Here is an 18,729-nt window from a genome sequence, read left to right as displayed (position 1 = left end):
CACCGGGAACAATGAAGTATGCGGTCACCACTGATGGTATGGAGACCGCACGCGCTCACTCCGCCTAACGAAGGTTTGTGAATCCACCGATGTCGACACCGATGCATGACGAGATCCTGCCCCACGGCGAACGAGACGGATTCAGGCTACGGGTCGGTGCGATCATCGACCGCGGCGGAGAGATATTGCTACTGGAAGCGAACAGAACCGGGCAGGTGCGGCTTACCCGCAAGCTCCCCGGCGCCACCGTGGAACCCGGAGAATCGGTTGCCGCGGCTCTGACGCGGGGCGTCCGCGCGGAAACCGGCCTGCCCATGATCGGCATCCAGCATAACGTCGGCGACTTCGCGACTACCCGACCCCTGCCGGAAAGCCGTTGAGACGCTTGCACTTTCACCGTGCCTCACGCAGTCCGTTTGGAGCCCTGGCGCCGCCACCACAGTCGGCCTGCGAGCCCCGTCACACGGTGCTGACGATCGTCACCATAAGCGCCCGCATTCGCGCGCGGTCGAACCCAGCAATCATAAACTCCCCTGAACCCATGCGTATCCGCTGAGGGTCACAGAATTGAGCGACAACCCGATCCAGAGGCACGTTCGCACTGATAATCGCCGAGACTTCGGAAGTGCTCACTCGACTCCGCATAGCCGCCCGCAAGGAGTTCTTATCGGGGGCCGTGTCGACTGCTGACACTAATGCGCATTCGATCTACCAAGGCTCCTCCTGACCTGATATCGCCCCACTCAACGTCGAAAGCCCCTCGCTCGTAACGAGTTCGGGGGACAGCCGGAAAAGGAGACGAGCCCACTGCTCAGCCTCTGGCGCAGTGGGGGCTCGACACTCAGCGCTTACGCAGGTCGACCACTGTGGATAGCGAATGTATCCCCCTCCGGACACGCAAAGAAGGCTCCGATCATTTGATCGGAGCCTTCTTCGTCTGCAAAATGCATCGGCGAGAGGCCGCGCGGATCTCGGTTGTGCGAGACGCCCGACCGCCGACAACGACCGGACCGCTCGAACCCCAGCCGACAAGTCCCCCGCTTCTGGGCGCCGATGCACTGCCCGCAACCGCACAGATCTTCGTCGCCCACCCGCGCGAGGCATCGCCGACCTCACACCAGCAGGTTCGAACTGGTGACGCTCAGCAGCGTTGCAGAACTGGACAACAGCCCGGACCCAGACAGAAGTGCTGGCCTACCAGACTCACAGGATTTGAACCTGCGACCACCTGGGGCGAGTTCCAGTTGTCCAGAACCTACTCATCAGTTCCGAATAGTGCCCAGTACCAAGGGTTTCCGAGAAACGACTCTTCTCAACGAATCGCATGAATTCCCATTAATTCCGGTCAAACTGTGGGGTTTCTGTGGAGGCAGCCGCTGAACGTCCGGTCGACGGGCTCATCCCCGCTCGCGCGGGGAGCACGGTGAGCAGGCCGGGGCAGACGAGCAGGGCGGTGCTCAGCGCGCCGATGAGTGTGTGTCGCAGCTGACTTCCTTGTCAGGTCAGAGAGCAGGGTCGGCGTCGCGGCGTACGCGGGCGTCGTAGTCGGCACGGGCGCCGGTGCCGAGGCTGTGCAGCACCCGGTCACGGGTGAGGTGACCGCGCACGACCGCCGCAACCCGGTCGAGCAAGACCGCGGCGGCCAATTCGTAGACGCGCATCCAACCCGGCACCGCGACCAGGGTGCGCCGGTGGCGACAAGACGCGACCATGGCTTCGACGACGCGTTCGGGCTTACGGTTGGCAGCACCCCGCCGAGCTGCACACCGGCGACCAGATCGATGCGCACGACCGAGGGCAGGACCGCGGTCACGGTCACACCGGTGCCCGTGAGTTCGTCACGCACCGATTCGGTGAACCCGATGACCGCGTGTTTGGAGGCGCCAGCTCAACGGGCGACCACGCAAAACGCTCAGCTGGAAAACCCCAGCCGAGCGTTTGCATAAACTACTCGCGGCCTGAACAACTGACCACGTGTTGCGACGACCCCTAGATGTTGCGGGTCAGGACGTTGTTGACATCTGTTGATCTCGCCCTGCCATCGGTGGCAGGATGCTGACACGGGTGTTCGTGTCCCTGCCATATGCAGTGAGTCCGAGTTTGAGGGCGGACGAGGAACCAGACACCCGCCGCGCGAGATCGATACCTCAGGCCTACCTTTGTCCGCTGAGGAAGTCGACGGCGTTGTCGCCCTGCTCTCATTCGCCGCTGGTACGCGTCGGCCAACCCAACCGCAGCCTGACATCAGGCTGGTCACGGGCTTGGCGGTGTGATGTCCAGCGCGAGCGGACAAAGGATCTTCCATGCACGAATCCGAGTCATCCTCAGCTGTCCACGACTTCCAACATCGCGTCATCGATGAGTTCCGTTCGAACGCCGGCGTCGTTGGTGGTCCCTTTCAAGGCTCGCCTCTGCTTCTGCTGACTACTGTCGGCGCACGTTCCCGTCGCCGCCACACCACTCCACTGGGCTACCTCGACATCGACGGCAAACGCCTGGTCGTCGCCTCTGCCGGCGGTGCAGACCGTAATCCAGCCTGGCTGCACAATCTTCGGACCCATCCAGTGGTGAGGGTCGAGGTCGGTTCCGAAACCTACCCAGCGACCACCTCCGAATTGACTGGTGCGGTGCGTGACCGCTTCTGGGAGGCGGTAGTGCGCAAGCATGGCGGTTACGGCACCTACCAGCAGATGACAGCTCGGGTCATCCCCCTGGTGGAGATCCTTCCCCTCCCGTCTCGTCAGGGACTCGACCGCGTGCGCGGGATGGGCGACTTCATGCACGAGGTACACCAATGGCTGTCCGCCGAAATAGATCTCGTCATCGCCCAGGTCGACGCGATAATCGCAACTGCCGACGTCGTCACACCAATGACGTTGCCGCCGAGAACGTTGCATGCCGAGATGCTCGAGCGTTGCGTTACCTTATGCGGTGCGCTCGAACGACACCACATGGGAGAGGACTTCGGCGCATTTCCGATGGTGGCGGAAGCCTTTCCGGCACTGGCACCGACGCTGGAAAAACTCAGGGCCGAGCATGTCGTGGTAGCCGAGATCAACGCGTTGATCCGTGAGCTGCTCGCGGGCTATACGCCCGGAACCAGTGACCCGCGGGAGCTGCGAGTCGAGCTACACGGCCTCGACGCCCGCCTGCGCGAACACTTCGCGTTCGAGGAGCACACGATCCTCGATGCCCTCAATGCCGTTGCTGACGCACCACCTTCGCCCAACCCGCCGGCGCCTGACGCCGACTCGGGGCAGTGACGAGATGACACATCGCAACGCGCCGCTATCGGTCGAGGGCCGTCGGCGTCTGGTCCAACGCTGCCAGAACCGCCCGATCGCGCACGTCGCGGCAGAGATGGGGATCTCGCGCGCCTGTGCTTCGAAGTGGGTCAACCGCCACCGGCGGCATGGCGATCTCGGCCTGTTCGATCGGTCTTCGACTCCCCATCGGCAGCCCACAGCCACCGATGCTGCGGTCGTCGTCAGGATCGAGGATCTCCGCCGCACATTCAAGTGGGCGGCCGCCAGGATCGCTTTCGAGCTACAGGTCGAAGGCATCGCTATAAGTCGCCGGACAGTGTCGCGGCACCTTGCCGCCTTGGGCCTGAATCGCCGACGGTTCATCGATCCCGATGGCGCGGCTAACCGGCAACCCCGCAGGATCGTTGCCCGACGCCCCGGCCACATGATCCACGTCGACGTGAAGAAGGTGGGGCGAATCCGCGACGGCGGAGGTTGGCGAGCCCATGGGCGCGGCAGCGAAGAGGCGAAAGATGCCAACCGGCACAAGCGAACGAAAGGTCGGGGTGGCTACGTCTATCTCCACTCCGCCGTAGATGGACACACCCGCCTCGCCTACACCGAAGCACTCGACAACGAGAAAGCGGTCACGGCGGTTGCGTTCCTTCATCGGGCACGAATCTGGTTCGCCGCACACGGAATCACACGAATCGAGCGCGTCGTCACCGACAACGGAGCGTGCTACCGCGCAGGCGCCTTCGCCCGTGCACTTCTCGGATCACGGCACCAGCGAATCGCGCCCTATACGCCGCGCCATAACGGCAAGGTCGAGAGATACAACAGGATCATCTCTGAAGAGTTCCTCTACGCCCGCACCTGGACATCAGAGAAGCAACGCGCCGACGCCCTGGCAGTGTGGAATATCCACTACAACTACCACCGGCCCCACGGTGCCGTTGGCGGCCAGCCCCCGGCGGCCAGTGTCCAGCATGGCGTCACCAACGTCACGGCCTCATACACCTAGAAATCGCCGTTGCGGCGCGCCACACAGGCGCGCGGACGGCCTCGCGTAGATCAGGATGTGTCCTGTGGCCTCACCCGAGTTCGAGGGAAGTGACACCGAAAACCCTGTCCTGGAGATGGTTTCGGACGCCACCGGTGTACATGCGCGCAGTCTCGAACGTGGGTGTCAGGCCTGCCGTCTCGGCCAGTAGCACCGCCGGTTCGTTACCCAGTGGCACATCAACCGCCAGTGACGCGCCATCCGAGGCTCGCGCGCACGCAGCGAGCAATTGCCGCGCGTCGTCGACCGTGTCGGCGAACAGCGGGCCGACCCGCCAACCGTCGCGGGCGGGGCGGACAGTGCAGAATCCAGTGAGGGTCGCGTCGACGATCCGCAGGAAGGTGCGGTGTGTCGGCTCGGTCAGCCAACGCGCCAGAAACATGGGCCGGGCCGCGGGAACGCAACGCGCATCGTAGGCCAGCACATCACCCACCTCATCGGGGAGCAGGACGCGAACGGCCCCGTCCGGTGCGGGCAAGGTCGCGACACCGCCGAAACGCGCACTACGATAGGCGAGTTCGAATCCGCTGCGGCGATAGTTGTTCTGCTGGTCCACGACCCCGTCGAGCCCGACCACACGGCCACCCGCGTGGGTGAGCCCCTTTCGCCACGTGGCAATCCCGAAGCCACGTCCGCGCAGATCGGGTCGGACCAGGTAGAAGCCGAGGAAGGCATAGGTGTCGCCGTAGTTCACCACCGAGATCGCCGTGGCGGGCTCCCCGTCCACCCGCCCGAGGAAGAATCCGTGCGGATCCTGGGCGAAGAACGCGCCGCGATCAGCCTCCCCCGGATTCCATCCTTCGGCCGCGGCCCACTCGACGACGGTGGCCCACTCGTCCGGCGTGGCCCGGGTGATGACGAGATCTGCGGGGTGCACAGGAGTTGGCATAGCCTCCACGGTAGCTGCGGGCTCGCCGCGTATCGGCGGGAGCGCCACCACCGGAGGCGCTCCCGACAGGCAACATCATGGATTCTGTATTCACTTTCGAGACATCCCCGAGCAACATCGGGAACGCGGCTTCCCGATCGAGAAGCCACATCCAAGTCGCCGTTTCGGACCCGGGTTCAGGGCGAACCAGCCACCGCAGGCCGGTGCGGGAGCATGCCCTGGTGTGGTCGAGTGGCAGGCCGCAACGCGTGCGCACCTGGAGCGGCTCGACGGGTTGGTCGGGCAGTATCGCGAGCGGCGTGTGGCGGGCACCGCCCATCCGGTGACGGATTTTCTGTTCACCTAATGGCGTACGGAGTGCCCGCGGTCCGAAGCCTGCGCGGTCAACACGACCAACACCCGATCCCAGGTGCCGTCGGCGGCATAACGGCGGCGCCGACGCCGACAGCAGCGCCGGGGTGTTCGGCATTGATCTGCTCCGACACCGCCAGCGCGGCGGGTTCGTCGAGGTCGGACACCACTACCTCGGCGCCCGCCGCGGCGAGTGGAGGGTTGAGCCTCGACGACCTCGACACTCCATGGATCGCCTCCCCCGCAGCCTCGACAATCTTCGCGGTTTCGTCCACATTCAACCGCAAGAGCGTGCGCGTCGAGTTCGTCGAAAGCAGCACCCAGTTGGCCATCTCCTCGAGAGCGGGTCGGTTGCGTCCTTGTCGGAAGCCTTGCCGGTGAAGATGTGTTCGACGTCGATCTCGTCGAGTCGACGAATAATGTTCTGGTCCACGGTCGAGACCCTGATGTAGACGATGCGCACCCCGCCGCTGACCGCTGTGCGTCACGTCCCACGCCTGCTGCCCGTTCCACCTGCGACCGCAATATGGCTCGGTCCGCCAGCGGGCAGTTACCCGCCGACGGACCGCGCCACAACCGCGGTCAGACGTAGGTGAAGGGCAGTGCGTTGCTGGTACCGTTCAGCTCCACTTTGACGGTGACATCCACCGTGCCTGTACCCGTCGGGGAGATGGCCGTGATCTGGGTGTCGGAGTCGATGGTGAATGTGGTCGCCGTCGTACCGAACCGAACAGTCAGAGGACCGACATTGGCGAACCCGGATCCGGTGATCACCACAGTACTGAAAGTCGTCGCTGGGCCGGTATTGGGTGTGAGGGTGGTGAGTACTGCTGCCATGTTTCGACTCCAAGTCGAAGAGAGTGAAAAGGGTTGTCCTGCAACGGATATCGATCTTGTGATGACAGCCGTCCCACTCAGTAGGCCTCCGGCGGCAGTGCTTCGTCAAGCGATCCGGAGTGCATTTTTGGTACGGTTTCGTCACGGTTTCGACCTGGTGATTCGCGGCATGTTCGCGGGCATCCACACACGACGAGCCGGGGCCCGACACCTGCTCGCGCGGAAGATCTCGACCGGCCTCCAACACCAGTGCAGTGGCCGGAACGAATTGCCTGACTCGACGTGCGTTCCGAGTTCGGCTATATCGGTGACCTACTTTCACGTGCGTTCTCCAGGTACTGCATCACCCAGCCTGCGCTGGCGCCGTGGACGATCACGGACAGAACGATCGTGAACGCTGCGATCGCCCAGAGCGCACCAGCTTCCGAGCGGAGGTCCGCCTGGGTCAGGCCGTAGGCGAGATAGTAGATCGAACCGATTCCACGGACGCCGAACAAGGCCGTGATGACGCGCTCCCTGGGCCTCATCTCGGCACATCGCTGCAGTGCAAGCCACCCTGCGACAGGCCGAACAACGAAGACCAGGAGCATACCGACCGCGGCTCCCTGCCATGAAAGAGCGGCGAGCAGGCCCGTGGTGAGTGCTGCTCCGAGCAGCAGTAGTACGACCAGGGTGAGAACGTGTTCCAACTGTTCGACCAGACTGTGCATCTGTTCGTGGTATTCGCTGCCGCGCTCGATACGTCGAATAGCGATCGCGCACGCGAACACCGCGAGAAATCCATAGCCGCCGACGAGTTCGGTGAGCCCGTAGACGGCGAACACCGCGGCCAAGGCGACGATCGGTTCCCCGCGATCGGCGAGGCGTGCGTCCTTGATGGGGAATCGGAACAAACCACGACCGAGCAAACTTCCGACGATTCCGCCGACGAGGGCACCGACGGCGATCTTACCGATGAGTTCCCAGGTGAACCAGCCGACGATCCAGGTCTGGACCGAGCCTTTGGTCGCGAGAAATATCGCCAGATAAACGAACGGGAAGGCCAGGGCGTCATTGATGCCCGCTTCCGAAGTGAGCGCGAAACGGACTTCGTCGTCCTCCTCGGCTGAGTCGGCACCGCCGGGCGTCGGGCCCTCGACCTGCAGATCCGAGGCAAGCACCGGGTCTGTGGGTGCCAGCGCAGCTGCCAGCAGAGCTGCCGCGGCAGGAGTCAGCGCTGCCGCCCACCATCCGAACACCGCAACCGCTGCGATGCACAACGGCATGGTGATCAGCAGCAGGCGCCAGGTCGAGCCCCAGGTGCGCCACTGTAGGGGCCGGTCGATCGCGAGCCCGACTCCCATCAAGGCCACGATCACACACAGCTCCGCGAGATGCTCGATCACGGCGGGATGAGACAAGGGCGACACCGCTCGCAGGCCGCTGGGTCCGATCACGAGTCCACCGATAGCTCCGACTCCCAACATGAGCATCGGCGCCGTGATTGCCCGATCTTTGAAGAGGCGAGGAAGCGTCGCAGCCAACAGCAGTGCGATTCCGGCTGCAAGGTATAGGCGTTCGATATTGAAAGTGGTCATCGTTGTAGCTGCATCATCACGCAAGTTACCTATTATTCGGAGATAACCCGGATCTACCCGGTCGACGCGGTCCGAAACGACATCGAGGTTCTCTCCCGCAACCAACGCCGCGGTGCGTTGTCCTCAGCGGCTCGGACCGACCTGCCGACACCGAGCCCGAAGTGCAGGACCACGATCACAGAGTGAGGTGGCCACCCCTGGTACTGACTGGCTTCGCGAGCAGGCTGATCGTGTTGCCTGCCGACAGCGCGTACACCACGGCGGGTGAACAGGGTGCAGGGACGATCTATCGCACAAGCCAGCAACACCGTTTCGGATTCTCACACCGCTGAGTTGGTCTCGATCTGGCGAGTCGGCAGACACACTCAACCTGCAGGGTGCCCTCGTTGATCACCCTGCAGGTCGTGATCCGCGTACCGCTAGTACCAATACTTCCGGCCGCCGACCATACGCCCGGTTCTACCGAGCACGAAGAGGATCACTCCGATGACGATAAGGACGATTCCGATCGTCCAGAGGATCGAGATCCCGGTCAGGAAGCCGATTAACAACAATATCAATCCGAGCACGATCATGGTCGTACCTCATTTCACAGAACCTGGAGCGAGAACGCTGCCAGGTAACTCCATTAAACACGCATACCCCAACGTTCGGAAGACGACGCTTTGCGACCGACGCTGCGCCGTGCAGTGGTCGGCGAACTGCTTCGAGCTCGTATTGGGCGGATAATCAGTTCACCGCGTATCGGCACGGCCACCGTCATGGGAACCGACCGTGTCAGGCCTCCCCCACCGGATGCGTCACCTCACCACCAAACGTCTGCTGGGTTAGTTGGTGTGCGTAATGGTCGAATCGCCCTTCGGATACCAGTGCTATCCCCACATAGGGATGCACTAACAGTTGCATGATGCTCCAGGCGCGCAAAGCGCACATGGAGTTCAAACGCGTTATAGCGCTCTATCTTGTGATCTGGTGCACCTGCAGCGAGGATCGCGCGGACGTCGGCCAAGGACTCGATTAGTTTGCGGAGTTCAATGTCGGTCAGCCTCTCGATCTTCGGAAGGTTGTTCAGCTCAACCTCCGCGGCCGCCTTTTCCGCCTGAGCCGAATTCAGCACCTCAACGACCGCCTGAGGATCGACCCCGACTTCGATCGCCGCGAGATGACGCCCGATCTTCATCTGCGCATGTCCGATGCGTTGGCGCTGACGGCGAGTATCGATGCCGTCGTCGTTCGGAGCATCCACGAATACCGCAACGGTAGTGTCCAGATTCTTCCGATCGAACAGGGTCGCGAGCCAGCCGTCGAGAGGTTCGAAGGGGTGCGACTCACGCAGATTCACCGTCCGGGAATGCTCGTGCTGAGTCGCACTGCCAGGAGCCGAACTCCGTGCGCGGCAACGATAGTAGACGGCTCCCCGCAGCACTTCGGCCTGCATCTTGCGGCCGCAGGCACTGCAGTAGATCCGCCCGCGCAACAGGTAGATACCACCGGAACGAATTGGCCTGGCCCGCTCGAGCTGGCTGCGGGCACGGTTACTCATCCCTGCCCGCTTGCGGCGCAGAAGCGTTGCCTCAGTGAGGGTCTCGACCGAGACGATCGCCGGATGAGCGGGACCTGACGATGCGTTCGGAGGGCGAGCGTTTGAACCGGACGGCATGCCCTGCGGCGACGTCGTCGGGATCCAACAACTCTTCGCGTTTGCTCCAACGCCCGAAGATCGCGCAGCCCGTGCAGCGCGGATTCTGCAGAATCGCTGCAACCGTAGAGCCCTTTCCGTCGAGGTCGAGAACGCCGTGGCCAAACACCCGGCCGTCGCCCAGGTCGCCGTGATCGGCATTCCGACCACGACTGGGACGAACGCGTGCACGCGGTGGTCGTCCTGGCGCCCGGACAGACCGCGGCCGAGGCGGACATCCGCGAGTTCTTCGAGGTCAGCCGGGGCGATCACCTGCCTCGGCTGACCTCGCAGAGCTACGATGACGACCGCAGACCTGTGACTCGACATCTGCCGAGGGAACGCACGCTCGGTCCGCCGGGGCGACAAGTCGGCACAGCTCAGGAGGTACTTATGCGTGCGACGGTGGTCAGCAAGGGCGAATTCCGGGTCGAGGACCTGCCCGCGCCGGAACCCGGGCCGGGGCAGGTGCTCGTCTCCGTGACCCGCTGCGGCATCTGTGGCTCGGATCTGCACGCGCGGTTGCACTGCGACGAACTCGCCGACCTGGCCGGCGCCACCGGCTACAGCGGCTTCATGCGTTCGGACCAGCGGATCGTCCTCGGGCACGAATTCACCGGCGAGATCGCCGAGTACGGCCCGCGCACCCACCGGCGCTGGAAGCCGGGCACACCGGTGGTCGCGATGCCGATTCTGCGCAAGGATCGCGAACCAGAGCTCACAGGGCTGTCCGCGAACGCCCCCGGCGGGTACGCAGAGCAGGTGCTGACGCAGGAGTCGGTGACCTTCGAGGTCCCCAACGGACTCGCGCCGGAGCTCGCCGCACTCACCGAACCGATGGCAGTCGGGTGGCACGCCGTCCGCAAGAGCCGGATCGACAAGGGACAGACCGCGTTCGTCATCGGCTGCGGGCCCATCGGGCTGGCCGTCATCACCATGCTGAAGGCCGCGGCTGTGCGCACCGTGGTCGCGAGCGATTTCTCGCCGCGCCGCCGGGAACTGGCCCGCGCATGCGGCGCCGACGTCGTGGTCGACCCGACCACCCAATCCGCCTGGGACGCGGCGCCGAGGCCGCCCCGCATCACCGGCGCCGCAGATTTGCTGAACCTGGGCTTCGACGTCATGGAACGCGTGCGCCGCATCCCCAAAGTCCCGTGGTGGTACCTGTTTCGCGCCGCACACACGCTCGATCGTGGCCCGGCCGGCCCGGTCGTCTTCGAATGCGTCGGAGTACCCGGCATCATCGACCAGATCCTCACCGCGGCACCGCCGTCGACCCGTGTCGTGGTCGTGGGGGTGTGCATGCAGCAGGACGTGTTCCACCCCGCCAACGCCATCAACAAGGAGATCGAGCTGCGGTTCGTCCTCGGCTACGACCCCGGCGAATTCCGCGACACCCTGCACATGATCGCCGACGGCACCGTCGATCCCAGCCCGCTGATCACCGGAACGGTCGGGCTCAACGGCGTCGACGCGGCCTTCGCCGCGCTGGGGTCCCCGGACCACCACGCCAAGATCCTGATCGATCCGCGCAGCGACAAAGTTACGCCCTGAGGCGCGTCGGCGGGGTTTGCATCGTCTGCGAGATGGCCTATCGGCAGTTCGATTGTGCTGCAAGCCCGGCGAAACGGTCCGTGAGCCATCGCACCCTGTCCGGGTCGATTGAACGACCGGCGCAGCCAGACAAGGACCGCATGGGATCGCACGGATGCCCGCGCGCGGACGCCGCGTCGGGTCGTGCCCCCGTCTGATCAGTTAGTTATCGTCACTCCGGCGACGCGGACGTGACCGGCAGGTTCAGGAATCGGACGATCGGGGGCATACCCCCGCCGCGGCACTGTCGGCACTATGGTGAAAGGCAACCATTCGATGGATCGGCGGGCGCTGCGCAAGGCCCGGCAGGACCTCGACAAACGATAGGTCCGGGCCGAGCAGTGGCGAATGCAGTCGTCGCCGTCAGCCACGAGTCCGGCGGTCGGGCAGCACCTCCCGCGCGATGCGTTCGAACTCGTCGAGTTGTGAACGGACCGGCCAGTCCAGGACGAAATCTGTCATCCCTACCGCGCCGAAACGGTCGAAGATCTCCTCGTAGGTGTGTCGACCCCAGCGCGGATCCCACGGCCCGAAAATCGTGTATGACCGGCGGATCATCGCCGGATCGCGGCCGGCTGCTTCGGCGAGGTGGTCGATTCTGTGGGTCTGCTCCGCCGTAGCCTGCAGGGTCTGGATATCGGAGGCGCCGGGCGGACCATGGGTGTTCCACACGTCCGCGGTCGCTGCTGCCACCCGGAGCACCGTGGGTGACTGACCTCCCACGATGAGCGGCAACCGCGGTGACTGCCACGAACCAGGAGCTGTGGGGACCTCTTGTGCCCAGAGCTCGTCTCCGGTGTAGCTGAACGTCTCCTCGCGCGCGTACAGCAGGCCGTCGACGATCGCCACATAGTCGGTGAACCGGCGCATCCGCTACCCGGGCGGCCAAGGATGTTCGCCCACGCTGTGGTGGTCCCACGCGAACAGCCCAGCGCCGACCCCTAGTTCGAAGCGACCGTGGGAGGCGTGGTCGATCGTGATGGCTTGTTGGGCCAGTTGTGACGGTGGGCGCAGGATCTGGTTCGCGACAAGCATCCCGAGGCGGATTCGCCGGGTGCTCACCGCTGCGGCAGCCAGCACCGCCCAGCTGTCGAACCACCGTCCCCGGCGATCCCGTAGATCGCCGCTGTGGTCGGGCAGGAAGACCTGATCGAATCCCAACTCTTCGAGCCAGCGGATCCGTTCGAGCAGAACGGGAAAAGTCTCGTCCGGATACAGCATGACTCCGAACCGGGACTCGTGCTGGGACGGGCCGACTGTCACTGGCAGTCCAACCGCCGTCCATCACCAGCACCGAGCCGGTGAAGAATCCCGCTTCCTTTGTCGCGAGGTAGGCGACCGAGGAGGCCGCTTCCTCGGCAGTGGCGATACGGCCCAGTGGATGTAGTGAACGGAACATCGCCGCAGTGTCCTCGTCCGCTCCGACCGAGGACCGGTACATCGGCGTATCCACCGACGCGAACGCCACCGCGTTGATCCGGATATTCTGCGTGGCATATTCGAGAGCCGCGGCCTTCGTCAGCCCGATCACGCCGTGTTTGCCCGCGACGTAGGCGCTGATACCTGCGCCGAATCCCACGACGCCCAGCTGTGAGGCGTTATTGATGATGACGCCGCCGCCACGTCGCTGCATGGCGATGATCTCGTGGCGCATCGACAGGAAGGTGCTGGTCAGCACGGTGTTGACGTCGGCAGTCCATGTGCTGGGGTTCTGCTCGGCGACAAATCCCATCGTGCCGAGTGCCCCCGCGTTGTTGAACGCGATATCCAGCCCGCCGAACTGGTCTACCGCAGTGGCGACAGCATTTTCCAGATCGCTGTCCACTGTGACGTCGGTAGCGATGCTGACAGCCTTACCGCCGAGTTCGGCGATTTCGGCACAAACCCTGTCCAGCTGGTCGATTCGCCGGGCCGCCAGCACGACGCCGGCTCCGCGCGCGGCGAGGATATTCGCCGCAGCTTCACCGATACCCGAGTTGGCTCCGGTCACCAGAGCGACCTTGCCGTGGAGATTGCCTACGGTCATTGGCTTCCTTTCTGTATCGGGCGCTCGACCGGAACGCCGAGCAACGATCCGTACTCGGCCCACGATCCGTCGTAGTTCTTGATGTTGTCGTGGCCGAGCAATTCCCGGAGTACGAACCAGGTGTGGGCTGAGCGAGCACCGACCCAGCAGTAGGTGATCACGCCGGCCTCGACGTCGAGCGCGGCGAACTGCGCGGCCAGTTCGTCGTCGGATTTGAAGGTGTCGTCGGGATTCACGACCATGTCCCATGGCAGATTGATCGCTCCCGGAATATGTCCCGACCGTTGGGCGACCTCGTGCGGGCTGTTGCCCGGGGCGAAGGCAGGTCCGGCGAAGGCGGGCGCGAACAGCAGGCCGCTGTACTCGTCCGGTGTTCGGACGTCGACGATGCTCGTCGCACCGATCGCGGCGAGGACGTCGTCGCGTCCGGCACGCACAGACGAGTCCGGCGTCGGCACCTGATAGACCGCTGGGTGAGGTGCGAACGTGTCCGTGGCCAGCGGGCGTTTCTCCAACTCCCACTTGCGGCGACCGCCGTCGAGGAGCTTCACCGACCGGTGTCGGTAGTGGGTGAAGTACCAATAGACCAGCGCCGCCAGCAGATTGGAGGCCACGGAATAGATGACAACGGTGTCGTCGTTGCTGATCCCTTTCGCGGACAGCAAGTCAGCGAATTCGCGCGGGCCGATCAGGCCCAGCGTCAGATCATCCTGAAACTCTGACCAACCGATCCATACCGCCCCCGGCACGTGGCCGTGCAGATAGTCAGCCTGCTCGTTGCCGGTTTCGATGAACACCAGACCGGGTGTGCCGAGATTGTCCTCGGCCCAGGCGCCACTCACCAGCACGGTTGCGCGCCCACTGACCTTCGATGATCCGCTCATGCCACAGCCACTTTCGAGTCGTCGACGTCGGTGGCCAGGCGATCGCGGTACCACGCCACTCCGCTCAGGGCGATTCCGGCGACGGTGACGGCCGCTGCGACCAGATACACCGATCGAAGACCGCTGCTGTCGATGACCCGCCCGCCGAGCCAGCCCGCGAAGGCGGCCGCGAGCTGGTAGGCCGACGCGTTCACCGCCATGGCCAGGGTCGGCGCCGCCGCCGCGGTGCTCAGCACCCGTGACTGCATCCCGGGAATCACCGAGAAGCCCAGAGCGCCGAGGACGAACACCATCACCGCGATGAGCACAACGTTGGTGCTGACCAGCCACATGAGAACGAGCGCTGCGGTCAACAGGGTCAGCAACCCGATCTGCGACGGCATCAGGGCCCGGTCCGACAGGCGGCCGCCGATGAGATTGCCCACGGTCGCGCCGACACCGTAGACCAGCAGCCAGCCGGCGACCGAGCCACCGGTGAAGCCGCTGACATCGGTCAGCAGCGGCGAGAAATAGGTGAACACCATCAGCACTCCGGCATTGGCGATCGCGGTGATCGCGATCGCCAATTGCACATCACGACTGCGGAATACCCGCATCTCGGCCACTGCGGACTCGCCTGCGTTCGCCACCGCGGGGACCAGCCGGACCACCAGCAGTAATCCGAGCGCGCAGACCGCGGCGACCGCGGCGAAGGTGGCACGCCATCCGTACTGGGATCCGATGAAAGTGCCCAGTGGCGCGCCAAGGATCATCGCCATGTTCATGCCGAAGACCAGCTTCGACACCGTCGAGGCCTGCTTGCCTTCCGGCGCTGTCGACACCGCGGTGACGATCGCGTTGGCGAAGAAGGTCGATGTCACCAGCGCGGTGAGGATCCGGGCTGCGAACAGGGCCTCGTAGGCGGGTGCGAGCGCGGAGGCGATATTGCCCACCACGGCGACCACCAGCAGTGTCACCATCAGGGGCTTGCGGGGAAACCGCGTGGTGAGCGCGGTCAGCGTCGGCCCACCGATGATCATTCCGATGGCGTAGGCCGTGACAAGGAGTCCCGCGGCCGGGATGGACACGTCCAGATCGGAGGCGACATCGGGCAGGATCCCCGCGATGACGAACTCACCGGTGGTGATGCCGAAGACGCACAATACAAGTGATGCGAGACTCAACCGCATGATTCTCTTCTCTGTCCGAGTAGGAATTGGTCGATGGACAACGACCCGGCGCTAGGGCATCGGCGCTGGGATGGGCGCCACCCGGAACGGCGAACGCGCCGGATCACGGGGAAACACCTGCTGCAGCTCACCGCGCCCCGCCGCGACGATCAGCAGGTCGTGGTTCGCGGCGAGGTCGGCGAGATCGCGGCCGTCGGCCGGTCGGCTCTGCATCACGGTCCGGCCGCGCCCGATCACCGATTCGAGCAGCCCGGCCAGATACATCCGGAAGTCGACGGAGCTGGCCGGTCGCGGCAACGCGCCCCGAAGGGCAAGTGATTGTTCAGCGTCGATTCGCATGTGCATCCACGCGTTGTCGAATTCGCTCGACGACCAATCAGTGATGCCGAGCGAATTTTCCCGTTCCCTGGTGGATCCGAAGCGGGTGACGAAATTCAGCGGCGGGCCGCTTCGGATCTCGTCCGGATTCTGGCGTGCATACAGGGTCGCTTCGATTTCGAGTTGTTGCAGCCTGAGCATGAGATGCAGACCGGATATGCCTGCCCCGACAATTCCGATCGACCTACCCATATCAGATCACTTCGACACGTTGCAGGTGCCGATTCGTCGGCCCACTGAACGCGTTTCGTCCGTGCACGAGCGAGAAGTTGTCGGCGATGAGGATATCGCCTTTCTGCCAGGCGTGGTCGTAGCAGTATTCGCGGCGGTGCAAGCGCTCGGACAGCTCCTTCACGAAGAGCTCCTGCGCATCATTCTCGACACCGTCCACGGTGACCGAGACTGGGTTCTTATAGACGTTCCCATCCAGCGGTTCAGCGAAACGAAGCACCGGAAGGCCGGTCGCCGGATGCTGCGAGACAAGGTGCTCGGTGACCTCGCCCCCGTAATGTGCCAGCTTCTCTGTCGAGTAGGTCAGGCTGATCTTCGACCACACGTTTCGAGTCGCATCGTCGACATCTCGATACACGGCGGTGGTGTCGCAGAATACGGTTTCACCACCGGCATCTGGAGTCGCATCCAGACACTGGAAGAAGAACCATCGTGGATCCGATTCCACGAAGGCGCCGTCCCAATGGAACGGCACATCGCCGCTTGCGAAGAGATAGTTCTTCGGGTCGTCCTGAACGACGAGGTCGACGACTTCGCCGACCTCCCATTCGAGCACATCGCCCCAACGTCGGAAGTAGTCGGCGAATTCCTGTGTTTCCAGCAACGAGAAGCCGCGTAGCACCAGCACACGCGACTCCACGGCCCATCGGGCCAAGGTCTCGACCGGAATGTCGGAGATCTGCGCGTCACCGGATGCCTCGATCACGCGACCGAATGGTCGCAGAGGGTTGTGTGAGACCTTCATGCCGAAAGTTCCTCCTTGGGATCCGCAGCGATCTGCGGTGCGACGAAATGACTCGGGCGGTTGTGCCGCGAGACCATGGTCGCCCCGAGTTCTTCTGCTTTCCAACGCTTTACGAGTCAGCGGTGGACGCCGTCATCGAGCACGACACCGTGCCACGGGGTGAGCCAACTGTCGCTTGTTCCCACCAGGTGCAGCCCGAACTTCTCCGAATGCGGCGGCTGCGGGTGAATCGACAACCGGAGCGCATCGGGGAAGTGTTCCGACACCACGCGACTCCATGCATTACTACGCCGAATGGTCTGATAGGCACTTGCCTTCGATTGATTGCGAATCTTCGTTTTCGAGACATCGCCCTCGCACGCACTCATCGCATCCTCGAACATGAAGCGATGAATACCATCGAAGAGTGCGCGCGTAGCAGCGTCGGTGCGAATGCTTTCCTTCAATTCTTCGAGCGAGTCGGAGTAGTCACACTCGAGCACGTCGCGCAGCTTCGGGTAGTCCTGGCTACCAAAAGCATCGTCCAATCCGAACATATCCAGCGACATCCACCCCGCAGTGGCGACAAGCTTCTCGATTTCATCGCGATATTCGGTCACAAGAATGTCGGATACACCGACCACGTCGCCGAATACATGACCGTCCGAACAAATAGTGATACGTGCTCCCGGCGAATAGAAGTGGCCGACGTAGTCACACAGCGACTGTAAGAATCCGAGTGCTATGTTCTCCCCCAGATCCGGAGTCGACCCCAGCACCTTACTCCGATTCGGCGACTTCGCCGGAAACGCTGGTATCACAAAATGAATGGGCTCGTTGCGCGAAATGTCGGTCTCCACAGACATGGCAGCAGCCACTCTCCAAACTCAAAATCCCCCCCAGTACGCCGGGAGATACCTGTGATTCTCGGTCCCCGTTGACCCGATTCGAACCGCTTACCGCACAGCCTGCGTTCGATCCGGTGGTCGGCATCTCATGATGTCCGACCTTCCGTATCAACAGCCTGCCAGGCGGGCACACCGACCAGCAATGGCGCAACGATTAGAATCGGTGTAATTTGATAATGTGTCGATTATTGATCAATCCGAGCTCCGTCTGGCCAGCATCGACGATCCGACCGCTCATCAGCTGCGACTGCTGCTGACCCTTGCCGAGGAACTTCACTTCGGTCGCGCCGCGCGTCGGCTGTATCTGACCCAACCCGCCCTCAGTCAGCAGATCCGCTCCCTCGAGGAGCGCCTCGGCGTCGCACTGTTCCATCGTTCCAGCCGCCGGGTCGAACTGACCGCCGCTGGGCGCGCTGTGTTGCCCGCGGCCCGCAGCGCGGTGGATGCCGCCGATGAGCTGCGCAATATCGCACGTCGCATGACCTCTGGCTCCGAACGTCTTCGGCTCGGGGTGTGCGAGAGCTTCACCGCGCTGGATTCGACCCGCAGCATCATCGCGGCGCTGACCGAACTGCACCCCGATCTCGGTCCGGACGTTCGAGTGCTGGATCGATTCAGCGATCAACTCCTGGCCTTGCAATCGGGTGAGATCGACGCGGCCTTCGCTCATTTTCCGGTGCCCAACGACCTGCACTGCGAACCACTTGCTGTCGAACCACGTCTGGCGTGCATCGCGAGCTCCGATCCGCTGACCGAGCGTTCGTCACTAGAGCTGACCGATCTCGCCGAGCATCGGGTGATCAGCCTGGTATCACCGACGTTCCGAGCAGGCCACGACTTCTGGTCGGTGAATCCGCGCCCGGACGGCTCCCAGGTCCGCTATGCCGCACACCCGGGCTCGAGCTTCGAGTCGCTGCTGTCCACCGTCTCGCTCGGCGGCACGGTCGCCTTCGTTCCAGCAGTCGCCGCCGATCTCTACCCCCGACCCGACCTGCGCTACCTCGATGTCGAAGACCTCACCGAATGCACCTTCGGCATCGCCTGGCACCCGGGCAATCCGGTGCCGACGAAGTTGGCCATCCTGAAAGAGGTCGTCAACAATTATCGGCAGGGTCGCGCCACCCGAGCGGATGCAACCGAGCAGGCGAAGGTAGCTGCGGACGCCACGTAATGTGT

General features: G+C 63.7%; 19 protein-coding genes and 3 pseudogenes. 7 read left to right on the top strand and 15 right to left on the bottom strand.

Going from position 1 to position 18,729, the window contains the following annotated elements; all coding sequences use genetic code 11:
* Positions 1-89 precede the first annotated feature (89 nt).
* Complete coding sequence (locus tag ACFWFP_RS19910; RefSeq protein WP_379297063.1) at positions 90-380, top strand: NUDIX domain-containing protein; 291 nt, start codon at positions 90-92, stop codon at positions 378-380.
* Between the two features lie 1,122 nt (positions 381-1,502).
* Here the strand turns inward: ACFWFP_RS19910 and ACFWFP_RS19905 are convergent.
* Positions 1,503-1,712: a hypothetical protein gene (locus tag ACFWFP_RS19905; RefSeq protein ID WP_379297061.1), complete on the bottom strand. Its 210-nt coding sequence runs from the start codon at positions 1,710-1,712 to the stop codon at positions 1,503-1,505.
* A 71-nt stretch (positions 1,713-1,783) separates the two neighbouring features.
* A pseudogene (locus ACFWFP_RS19900) lies at positions 1,784-1,873 on the bottom strand (short-chain dehydrogenase); the annotation flags it as partial.
* A 430-nt stretch (positions 1,874-2,303) separates the two neighbouring features.
* Between ACFWFP_RS19900 and ACFWFP_RS19895 the strand changes: the two are divergent.
* The gene (locus tag ACFWFP_RS19895) at positions 2,304-3,263 is read left to right on the top strand and encodes a nitroreductase/quinone reductase family protein (RefSeq protein WP_379297059.1); all 960 of its coding nucleotides are present in this window, start codon (positions 2,304-2,306) and stop codon (positions 3,261-3,263) included.
* A 4-nt stretch (positions 3,264-3,267) separates the two neighbouring features.
* Positions 3,268-4,269, top strand: a complete 1,002-nt coding sequence (locus tag ACFWFP_RS19890) for an IS481 family transposase (RefSeq protein ID WP_379297057.1) — start codon at positions 3,268-3,270, stop codon at positions 4,267-4,269.
* Positions 4,270-4,339: 70 nt separating this feature from the next.
* Here ACFWFP_RS19890 and ACFWFP_RS19885 read toward each other — a convergent pair whose 3' ends face one another.
* Positions 4,340-5,197: a GNAT family N-acetyltransferase gene (locus tag ACFWFP_RS19885; protein ID WP_379297055.1), complete on the bottom strand. Its 858-nt coding sequence runs from the start codon at positions 5,195-5,197 to the stop codon at positions 4,340-4,342.
* A 223-nt stretch (positions 5,198-5,420) separates the two neighbouring features.
* On the opposite strand from ACFWFP_RS19885, the gene ACFWFP_RS19880 reads away from it, so the two are divergent.
* Entirely contained in the window at positions 5,421-5,543 is a 123-nt protein-coding gene (locus ACFWFP_RS19880) for a hypothetical protein (protein ID WP_379297053.1), read from the top strand.
* A 37-nt stretch (positions 5,544-5,580) separates the two neighbouring features.
* Here ACFWFP_RS19880 and ACFWFP_RS19875 read toward each other — a convergent pair whose 3' ends face one another.
* The 5 genes from ACFWFP_RS19875 to ACFWFP_RS19855 all read right to left on the bottom strand — a co-directional run bounded on the left by ACFWFP_RS19875 (position 5,581) and on the right by ACFWFP_RS19855 (position 9,505).
* Positions 5,581-5,829 (bottom strand): hypothetical protein, encoded by a 249-nt coding sequence (locus ACFWFP_RS19875; RefSeq protein ID WP_379297051.1) that lies wholly within the window; start codon positions 5,827-5,829, stop codon positions 5,581-5,583.
* 301 nt (positions 5,830-6,130) lie between these two features.
* The gene (locus tag ACFWFP_RS19870) at positions 6,131-6,385 is read right to left on the bottom strand and encodes an IPT/TIG domain-containing protein (protein ID WP_379297049.1); all 255 of its coding nucleotides are present in this window, start codon (positions 6,383-6,385) and stop codon (positions 6,131-6,133) included.
* A 299-nt stretch (positions 6,386-6,684) separates the two neighbouring features.
* Complete coding sequence (locus ACFWFP_RS19865; RefSeq protein ID WP_379297047.1) at positions 6,685-7,962, bottom strand: cation:proton antiporter; 1,278 nt, start codon at positions 7,960-7,962, stop codon at positions 6,685-6,687.
* 419 nt (positions 7,963-8,381) lie between these two features.
* Positions 8,382-8,537, bottom strand: a complete 156-nt coding sequence (locus ACFWFP_RS19860) for a hypothetical protein (RefSeq protein WP_379297045.1) — start codon at positions 8,535-8,537, stop codon at positions 8,382-8,384.
* Positions 8,538-8,767: 230 nt separating this feature from the next.
* A complete protein-coding gene (locus tag ACFWFP_RS19855; RefSeq protein WP_379297043.1) occupies positions 8,768-9,505 on the bottom strand; it encodes a zinc ribbon domain-containing protein in 738 nt (245 codons plus the stop codon).
* Positions 9,506-9,620: 115 nt separating this feature from the next.
* Between ACFWFP_RS19855 and ACFWFP_RS19850 the strand changes: the two genes are divergently transcribed.
* Both ACFWFP_RS19850 and ACFWFP_RS19845 read left to right on the top strand, forming a co-directional pair.
* Positions 9,621-9,926, top strand: coding sequence for a hypothetical protein (locus tag ACFWFP_RS19850; protein WP_379297041.1), 306 nt, complete (start codon positions 9,621-9,623; stop codon positions 9,924-9,926).
* A gap of 107 nt (positions 9,927-10,033) precedes the next feature.
* Positions 10,034-11,194 (top strand): zinc-binding dehydrogenase, encoded by a 1,161-nt coding sequence (locus ACFWFP_RS19845; protein WP_379297039.1) that lies wholly within the window; start codon positions 10,034-10,036, stop codon positions 11,192-11,194.
* A 402-nt stretch (positions 11,195-11,596) separates the two neighbouring features.
* Here ACFWFP_RS19845 and ACFWFP_RS19840 read toward each other — a convergent pair.
* The 7 genes and pseudogenes from ACFWFP_RS19840 to ACFWFP_RS19810 form a co-directional block, all read right to left on the bottom strand.
* A pseudogene (locus ACFWFP_RS19840) lies at positions 11,597-12,454 on the bottom strand (LLM class flavin-dependent oxidoreductase).
* A gap of 106 nt (positions 12,455-12,560) precedes the next feature.
* Positions 12,561-13,259, bottom strand: a pseudogene (locus ACFWFP_RS19835) (SDR family NAD(P)-dependent oxidoreductase); the annotation flags it as partial.
* A complete protein-coding gene (locus ACFWFP_RS19830; protein ID WP_379297037.1) occupies positions 13,256-14,143 on the bottom strand; it encodes a sulfurtransferase in 888 nt (295 codons plus the stop codon). The pseudogene ACFWFP_RS19835 and the gene ACFWFP_RS19830, both read right to left, overlap by 4 nt.
* Entirely contained in the window at positions 14,140-15,312 is a 1,173-nt protein-coding gene (locus tag ACFWFP_RS19825; RefSeq protein WP_379297035.1) for an MFS transporter, read from the bottom strand. The genes ACFWFP_RS19830 and ACFWFP_RS19825 overlap by 4 nt, the downstream gene beginning before the upstream one ends.
* A gap of 51 nt (positions 15,313-15,363) precedes the next feature.
* Positions 15,364-15,831 (bottom strand): hypothetical protein, encoded by a 468-nt coding sequence (locus ACFWFP_RS19820; RefSeq protein ID WP_379297033.1) that lies wholly within the window; start codon positions 15,829-15,831, stop codon positions 15,364-15,366.
* A gap of 52 nt (positions 15,832-15,883) precedes the next feature.
* On the bottom strand, positions 15,884-16,666 hold the full coding sequence (locus ACFWFP_RS19815) for a TauD/TfdA dioxygenase family protein (RefSeq protein ID WP_379297031.1): 783 nt from the start codon (positions 16,664-16,666) through the stop codon (positions 15,884-15,886).
* A 116-nt stretch (positions 16,667-16,782) separates the two neighbouring features.
* Positions 16,783-17,523: an L-tyrosine/L-tryptophan isonitrile synthase family protein gene (locus ACFWFP_RS19810; protein WP_379297029.1), complete on the bottom strand. Its 741-nt coding sequence runs from the start codon at positions 17,521-17,523 to the stop codon at positions 16,783-16,785.
* A gap of 208 nt (positions 17,524-17,731) precedes the next feature.
* On the opposite strand from ACFWFP_RS19810, the gene ACFWFP_RS19805 reads away from it, so the two are divergent.
* The gene (locus tag ACFWFP_RS19805) at positions 17,732-18,724 is read left to right on the top strand and encodes a LysR family transcriptional regulator (protein ID WP_379297027.1); all 993 of its coding nucleotides are present in this window, start codon (positions 17,732-17,734) and stop codon (positions 18,722-18,724) included.
* Positions 18,725-18,729: the final 5 nt, after the last annotated feature.

The sequence above is a fragment of the Nocardia sp. NPDC060249 genome (assembly GCF_042728755.1).
In the GTDB taxonomy this organism is placed as follows: domain Bacteria; phylum Actinomycetota; class Actinomycetes; order Mycobacteriales; family Mycobacteriaceae; genus Nocardia.
Note: the sequence above shows the minus strand (reverse complement) of the source record. Positions and strands in the feature narration are given on the sequence as shown.